Here is an 896-nt window from a genome sequence, read left to right as displayed (position 1 = left end):
GAGAAAAATGGATCGTTATATAAGCGCTTTAATAAGCTTGTAATCACTTCTCCAGAGCTAGCCCATGTGCCGTTCTCATCATAATTTTTGTCTTTGTGAAATTCTATCCAGCGATCAAGCAAAGTGTTTGCGGGCCCTATATCGTATCCATAGCTGTTATGAATGTGCCCCTGTGGGATCACGCTAATGTTGCTAATTCCGCCTAGGTTGATAATGAAATGGTGTGCGTCTTCGCTTGAAAATATAGCCTCATGAAATGCGGGGACCAGCGGTGCGCCTTGGCCGCCGCAAACCATGTCTGCCATTCTGAAGTCATTGATCGTCATAATGCCTGAGTGTTCCGCGATGGCATGTCCATTACCAATTTGGATGGAGAAGGGCGTTGGACCTTCTGGGCGATGGCGGATGGTTTGTCCGTGGCTTCCTATAGCCGTAACGCTTTGCGGATTGATGTTTAGGCGAGTTAGGAAGTCGTTCGTGCTTTTACCAATGAACTTCCCCAGTTCGTGATCTACTCGACCAAAACGCTCTAGCTCTTCATCAGAGTTTGAATCACAGAGTTGGGATAAGGCGTGTCCCAATTGCTCCGGAAGTTTTATGCAATCAGTTTGAACTGTATGGATCTTATTGCCCTCGAATTTAACGAGGGCAATATCAAGGCCGTCTATGCTAGTGCCTGAAATGCAGCCTATATAGAGTTGTTGGCTGGTGGTCACAAGGCTACTGATCATTCAGCGCTAGCTGAAAGTTTTCACGCAGGGTGTCTAGTTGCGCTAAGAGAGGCTTTGTTTGAAGCGAGAAGAGCTCAACTTCACTGTTAGGTACTGGTTTTGCGTGTGGTAGCTTCACTCGAACAGGGTTCTTGTGTACGCCATTCACGCGAAACTCATAGTGAA

Annotated in this window: 1 protein-coding gene; it reads right to left on the bottom strand. The window is 46.8% G+C overall.

The genetic code is table 11. The features are described from left to right. On the bottom strand, positions 1–731 hold a 731-nt coding region (locus A3762_RS20115), incomplete at its 3' end, for an anhydro-N-acetylmuramic acid kinase (protein WP_197469436.1). Between the last annotated feature and the right edge of the window lie 165 nt (positions 732–896).

This window comes from Oleiphilus sp. HI0125, assembly GCF_001635355.1.
The sequence above is the reverse complement of the archived record's forward strand: the minus strand, read 5'-3'. Positions and strand labels throughout refer to the sequence as shown.